Source organism: Comamonas sp., from assembly GCF_036666375.1.
GTDB lineage: Bacteria > Pseudomonadota > Gammaproteobacteria > Burkholderiales > Burkholderiaceae_C > Comamonas.
The window spans coordinates 3,670-9,147 of sequence record NZ_JAVWWA010000146.1 but is presented as its reverse complement, the minus strand read 5'-3'; the positions used below and the strand labels follow the sequence as shown (position 1 = coordinate 9,147).

Genomic DNA, 5,478 nt, shown 5'->3' with positions numbered 1-5,478 from the left:
CCTAGGGCGGGCCGGGGGCGGGCTCAGGCCTGCGCCGGGCGGCGCGCAAACGCCAGATAGTCCAGCGCGGCCATCACCAGCATCGACGCGCCAACCAGCGGGAAGACCGCGCCGCCCACCAGCAGCAGCGCGAAGACGCCGGCCTGCAGCTTGCGGTTCGCGGGTGCGGGCGGAACGCCCAGGCCGCCCGCGGGCCGGCGCTTCCACCACATCACGGCCGCGCTGACGCACAGCAGCACGATGGCCAGGCAGGTCACGACCAACAGCGCCTGGTTGAACACGCCCCATTCCATGCCCAGGTGGACATTGATGCCCCATTCCAGCGCCCGGCCCATGGGGCCGTAGTCCGCGTAGCGCATGTCGAGCAGCGGCCGGCCGCTGTACTGGTCCAGATGCACCACGCGCTGCTGCGCCAGATCCGCGGGATAGACCGAGCCGGAATAGACGCCTTGCGCGCCCTTGGGCAGTTGCACGGCGTAGCCCGGCGCCAGGCCCAGGCGATCGAAGGCCGCGACGGCCTGGTCCAGCGTCCATGCCGCGGGCTGCGGCGGCACATCGGCCGGCACATGGCCCGCGTGCGCGGAATGCCCTTCGTGGCCGTCATGGCCCGAATGACCGTCGTGGTCTTCATGGCCCTCATGGCCTTCATGGCCCGACTCGGGCAGGCGTGCCTGCTGCAGCGACCAGGCCGTGGTCTGGCCGTCGGCCAGGCGCAGTTCGGACATCGGCACCTGCACGCGCACGCCCGCCGGATAGCCGAAGTTGCTGCCGTTGGCCCATTGGTTGATCTGATTGCCCCACAGCACCGACCAGGGCATTCCCGTTATGGCCAGGAACAGCAGCATGCCGCCCACGCCCAGGCCCGTGACCGCATGCAGATCGCGCCAGAAAACCCGCTTGGCGGGCGTGGCGCGCACCGTGACCACACCGCCTTTTTGCCCGCGCGGCCACCACAGGTAGATGCCGGTCAGCACCAGCAGGATGGCCCAGCCCGCGGCAATCTCGATCGCGCCGCGCGCGACCTTGCCGAAGTACTTGAGGCTGTGCAGCTTGCGAATGGTCCAGGCGACGCTGCCGCCATCGGGCAGCGCGCCCAGCACTTCGGCGCGGTAGGGGTCGACGAAGACCGCCAGCCGCTCTCCGCCTGGGGTCGCGATCAATGCTTCAGCGCTGCGCGTGGCCGCGGCCGGCGGGGTGTATTTGATCAGCGCTCCCGGGTGCGCGGCCAGCGCCGCGGCCGCAAGTTGCGTGGGCGCACGCGCGGGCGTCGCGGCCGCGTTCACCGTGAGCAGCCGCTGGTGAAAGAAGCCGTCGATCTCGTTCTTGAACACATAGAGGCCGCCGGTGATCGCCAGCCAGATCAGGAACGGCAGCACCAGCAGACCGGCGTAGAAATGCCAGCGCCAGACCGCGCGGTAGAGGTCGGGAGAAGCGCGCCGAGCGCGGGTTTCGGGGACGGAAGTCGTCATGGGAATCTCGTGTCCATCGGCGCGCACTGCGCGGCCTGGGCGTCAGCGGTGCGTGCGCGAAATCGGGAAAGAGCGCGGCCATATGCTGGTGGGCATGGCGCGCGCAAAGGACTGCGCCGGGCGACGGGGCAGGGGCGGATCAGCCGATGGCGGGCGGGCCGCGCGGCGGAAAGCGCGCGCCGCTGCGGCCCGCGATATGCGCGGCGACCAGCGGCGTCAGCGCATGCGCCAGCGGCTGGTGCACCGGCACCGCACTGCAGAACTCGGGCACGGGCAGCGATGGCGCGAGGCACAGCGAGCAGTCCAGCGTGTGCTCGCCGGCCTGGTGGTCCAGCGCCACCATCTTCATCGCGCCAGCGGCGCTGCAGACAACTTCCATGCGCTGCGGATGAAAGACCGGCGCGGCAGCGGCAATTCCCAGCACCAGCAGATAGCACGCCATGACAAGGCGTAACAGGGCTGAGGAAATGCGCAGGGCTTGCATGGCGCGATTATCCCGAGTTGCGAAAGACACGGCCGCCTCGCGGCTGTTGTCGTTGGAGTGTGGCTTTGACTATCAATCAAATTTTGCAATAATAAAAAACTATGATTGATGCCTTTTTACTTGCTGGTCGCTTCAGGCCCCGGCCGGCCGTTCTTGCGCTGGCGCTGGCCGCGCTGCCCTGCGGCGCGCAGCCTGCCGCCGAGCTCGAGACCATCACGGTCCGCGCGGGCGGCGCGGGCCCGCTGGAGCGCGCCACGGCCACCGGCAGCCGCCTTGATCTCAGTGTGCGCGAGACTCCGGCGAGCGTCGAAGTGATCACCCGCGCCCAGCTTGAATCGCGCGGTGACAGCACGCTGCGCGAGGCGATCACGCGCGCTGCGGGTATCACCAGCCTGGGCCATGCGGGCAACAGCGCGAGCCTTTCGGCGCGCGGCTTCACCGACACGACGGCGGTGCTGCGGCTGTATGACGGCAGGCGCCAATATGGTGGCGTGGGCGTGAGCTTTCCGTTCGACACCTGGTCCATAGACCGCATCGAAGTGCTGCGCGGGCCGGCGTCGGTGGTGCATGGCGACGGCGCCATCGGCGGCGTCGTCAATGTGATTCCCAAGAAGCCGACGCGCGCTCCGGTGCGCAGCGAGATCCAGGCCTCGGCGGGCAGCGCGGGCCGGCGCGCGCTGGCGCTGGGCAGCGGCGGCGCGATAGACGCGCAATGGTCGTACCGGCTCGATCTGAGCGCCGATCGATCGCAGGGCTGGGTGGAGCGCGGCGAGCTGCGCAACGCCACGGCGACGGCCGCGCTGCGCTGGGATGCGACGCGCGATCTACAGCTGCAGCTCGCGCTGGCGCAAGGCCGGCAGGCGCCGGCGCGCTACTTCGGCGTGCCGCTGATCGATGGCGTGCAGCCGCGCGCGCTGCACCGGCGCAACTACAACGTCGAGGACAGCGACATCCGCCTGCACGACCGCTGGACGCAGCTGAGCGCGCAATGGGCAGCGAGCAGCGATGTCGCCGTGCGCAGCACGCTGTACCACATCACCAGCGAGCGCCACTGGCGCAATGCCGAGACCTATGCATTCAATGCCGCAACGCGTCTGATCGACCGCCCCGACAACACCGAGATCGGCCATGCGCAGACGCAGACCGGCAACACCACGGATGTCGCGTTCACGGGAAAGCTGTTCGGGCGCGACCACCAGCTTTCGCTGGGCTTCGATGTCAACCGCGCGGCCTTGCGGTACAGCCACAACGACTATTCGGGCAGCGCGGCGCCAGTCGATCCCTGGTACCCCGATCCCGGCCATTATTTCAGCGAGCAGCCTTTCATCCCGCGCGACCGTAACCAGGCGCGGCAGTACGCGCTGTTCGCCGAAGAAAGGATCGCCTTGACGCAGCGCTTGTCGCTGGTCGCGGCAGCGCGCTTCGACCATGCGCGGCTCGCGCGCCATGACCTTGTGGCCGGCACGCCGGTTTTCGATCGCCGCTACGCGCACAGCGGCTGGCGCCTGGGAACGGTCTACGAACTGCACCCCGATGTCGCGCTCTACGCGCAGGCCAGCGCCGCGGCCGATCCGGTCAGCGGCCTGCTGATGCTGTCTGCGGACAATGCGCGTTTCGATGTCTCCAGGGGGCGGCAGCTCGAAGTCGGCATCAAGCAGTCGTTCTGGCAAGGCCGGGGCGACGCGACGCTGGCCGCGTATGCGATCCGCAAGAACAACCTGCTGACGCGCGACCCCGGCAACCCGTCGCTGCGCCGCCAGGTCGGCCGGCGCTCGTCGCGGGGCGTGGAAGCCACGCTGGCGCTGCAGGCCGCAGCCGCGCTGCGGGTCGAGGCGAATGTCGCGCTGCTGCAGGCGCGCTACGACGATTTCAGCGAATTCGCCGGCGGCGCCGCGGTGTCGCGCAACGGCAATGTGCCCGTCGATGTCCCTGAACGCGTCGCCAACGTCTGGGTCGGCTGGACGCCGCGGCCCGACTGGACGCTGTCCGGCGGCCTGCGCCATGTCGGCAGGCGCTACGCGGACAGCGCCAACCGTCTGACGCTGCCGGCCTACACCACGGCCGACCTGGCGCTGCAATGGCAGGCGGGTGCGGCAACCAAGCTGACGCTGCGCGGCTTCAATGTCTTCGACCGGCCGTTCTTCACGACCGCCTACTACACCGGCACGCAATGGTTTGCGGGGGAAGGGCGGCGCTGGGAACTCGCGCTCCACCATCGCTTCTGAGAGCCGCGCCCTGTAGGCCCAGGACGCGCCCCAGATGGGCGCTAGACCGACTCCAGGGTATTCGGCAAGGCCGTCAAATAAGGTTTCCCCGCGACATCCTCGTCGCGGCCAAGGCATAGGCCGCGAACCAGGCCCGCCCAGCGAAGCGGGCCGTTTCGTCAATCAACCAGGAAACCGCACCATGGACAACAAGCAAGTCATCGAGACCTTGAACGACCTGATAGAAAACTGCAAGGACGGCGAATTCGGCTTCACCAGCAGCGCGGAACATGCACGTACCGGCAGTCTCAAGCAGACCTTCCTGTCGCGTGCCCAGGACTGTCGCCTGGCCGCGGAAGAACTGCGCAATGTCGTCGGCCAGCTCGGCGGCCGCTCCACGCCAGATGGCGGCACGCTCGCCGGCGCCGCGCATCGCGGCTGGGTCGCCGTGAAGGGAACGCTCGCCGGCTACAGCGACCTCAACATGCTGGAAGAAGCCGAACGCGGCGAAGACAAGGCGCTGGAACGCTATCGCAAGGCGCTGGAGGAAGACCTGCCCGCCGACGTGCGCGTGGTGGTGCAGCGCCAGTACGAAGGCGCCAAGCGCAACCATCTGCAGATCCGCGAACTGCGCGACGCCGCGCGCCGCGCCGACAACGCGTAACGACGCCGCGCGCAACGGCGGCGCCCGCAGAGCGGGAGCCACCGTTGCGCCGCATCAGGGCGTGGATTCAGGAGGGCGCATCTGCGCCCTTTCCTTTTCCTCGCCCGAAGGCGTTTGCGGATCGAGCCCGGTGTCGGGCGATTCCTTGACCTGGGGCAGATCGGCGGCGCGCGTGATCATTTCCTCGATGATGAAGCGGCCGTAGAGCTGGGCGCGCTCGGCGCCCTGGGCATGCAAGGCATCGGCGGCACGGCGTGCCACGTCATCGTCGTCGACCCGCACCACGATGAAGTGGAAGCCCTGGGCGGCGAGTTCACGGTTGGCCTTGACCAGATTGAGCTCCTGGCCGACGGAGGCTGCAGGGCTGGCCCTGGCGATGTCTTCATCGCACTGCGCGAGCATCTGCGCGGCGCTGTAGCGGTGGATGTCGGCGGGTTCCGTTCCCAGGGCCGTGAGCGCCGCCTGGCCGTCGTCGGCGCTGGCCGCATCGGGAAACGAAACCACCATGTGGCCTATGGGCTTGAACACGCCGTAGGCGCGGTGTTCTGTGGGATCCATTGCGTTGCTCCTCTGGTTGGGGGCGGATGCTGCCCATGTGGGCGCAGTGCGTTCTCCGCCGTCTGCTTGGAATTCCAGCCTAGCGTCTGCTGCCCGCCG

General features: G+C 68.8%; 5 protein-coding genes. 2 read left to right on the top strand and 3 right to left on the bottom strand.

Annotated features, from left to right (window positions below; genetic code table 11):
- Window positions 1-23: 23 nt before the first annotated feature.
- A complete protein-coding gene (locus tag RR928_RS22845; protein ID WP_332684368.1) occupies window positions 24-1,469 on the bottom strand; it encodes a PepSY-associated TM helix domain-containing protein in 1,446 nt (481 codons plus the stop codon).
- Between the two features lie 139 nt (window positions 1,470-1,608).
- Window positions 1,609-1,953 (bottom strand): DUF2946 domain-containing protein, encoded by a 345-nt coding sequence (locus RR928_RS22840; protein WP_332534937.1) that lies wholly within the window; start codon window positions 1,951-1,953, stop codon window positions 1,609-1,611.
- A 101-nt stretch (window positions 1,954-2,054) separates the two neighbouring features.
- On the opposite strand from RR928_RS22840, the gene RR928_RS22835 reads away from it, so the two are divergent.
- Together RR928_RS22835 and RR928_RS22830 are read left to right on the top strand one after the other, a co-directional pair.
- Window positions 2,055-4,178 carry a TonB-dependent receptor gene (locus tag RR928_RS22835; RefSeq protein WP_332684366.1) on the top strand — a complete coding sequence of 708 codons (2,124 nt, stop codon included), beginning with the start codon at window positions 2,055-2,057 and terminating at the stop codon, window positions 4,176-4,178.
- 181 nt (window positions 4,179-4,359) lie between these two features.
- The gene (locus tag RR928_RS22830) at window positions 4,360-4,821 is read left to right on the top strand and encodes a PA2169 family four-helix-bundle protein (RefSeq protein ID WP_332534934.1); all 462 of its coding nucleotides are present in this window, start codon (window positions 4,360-4,362) and stop codon (window positions 4,819-4,821) included.
- Between the two features lie 54 nt (window positions 4,822-4,875).
- Here the strand turns inward: RR928_RS22830 and RR928_RS22825 are convergent, their stop codons facing one another.
- The gene (locus tag RR928_RS22825; RefSeq protein WP_332547611.1) at window positions 4,876-5,379 is read right to left on the bottom strand and encodes a hypothetical protein; all 504 of its coding nucleotides are present in this window, start codon (window positions 5,377-5,379) and stop codon (window positions 4,876-4,878) included.
- Between the last annotated feature and the right edge of the window lie 99 nt (window positions 5,380-5,478).

Excerpts from the sequence above, each read along its gene's own strand:
- RR928_RS22840 (WP_332534937.1), bottom strand. The coding sequence starts at position 1,953 with ATGCAAGCCCTGCGCATTTCCTCAGCCCTGTTACGCCTTGTCATGGCG.
- RR928_RS22830 (WP_332534934.1), top strand. The coding sequence starts at position 4,360 with ATGGACAACAAGCAAGTCATCGAGACCTTGAACGACCTGATAGAAAAC.
- RR928_RS22835 (WP_332684366.1), top strand. The coding sequence starts at position 2,055 with ATGATTGATGCCTTTTTACTTGCTGGTCGCTTCAGGCCCCGGCCGGCC.
- RR928_RS22825 (WP_332547611.1), bottom strand. The coding sequence starts at position 5,379 with ATGGATCCCACAGAACACCGCGCCTACGGCGTGTTCAAGCCCATAGGC.
- RR928_RS22845 (WP_332684368.1), bottom strand. The coding sequence starts at position 1,469 with ATGACGACTTCCGTCCCCGAAACCCGCGCTCGGCGCGCTTCTCCCGAC.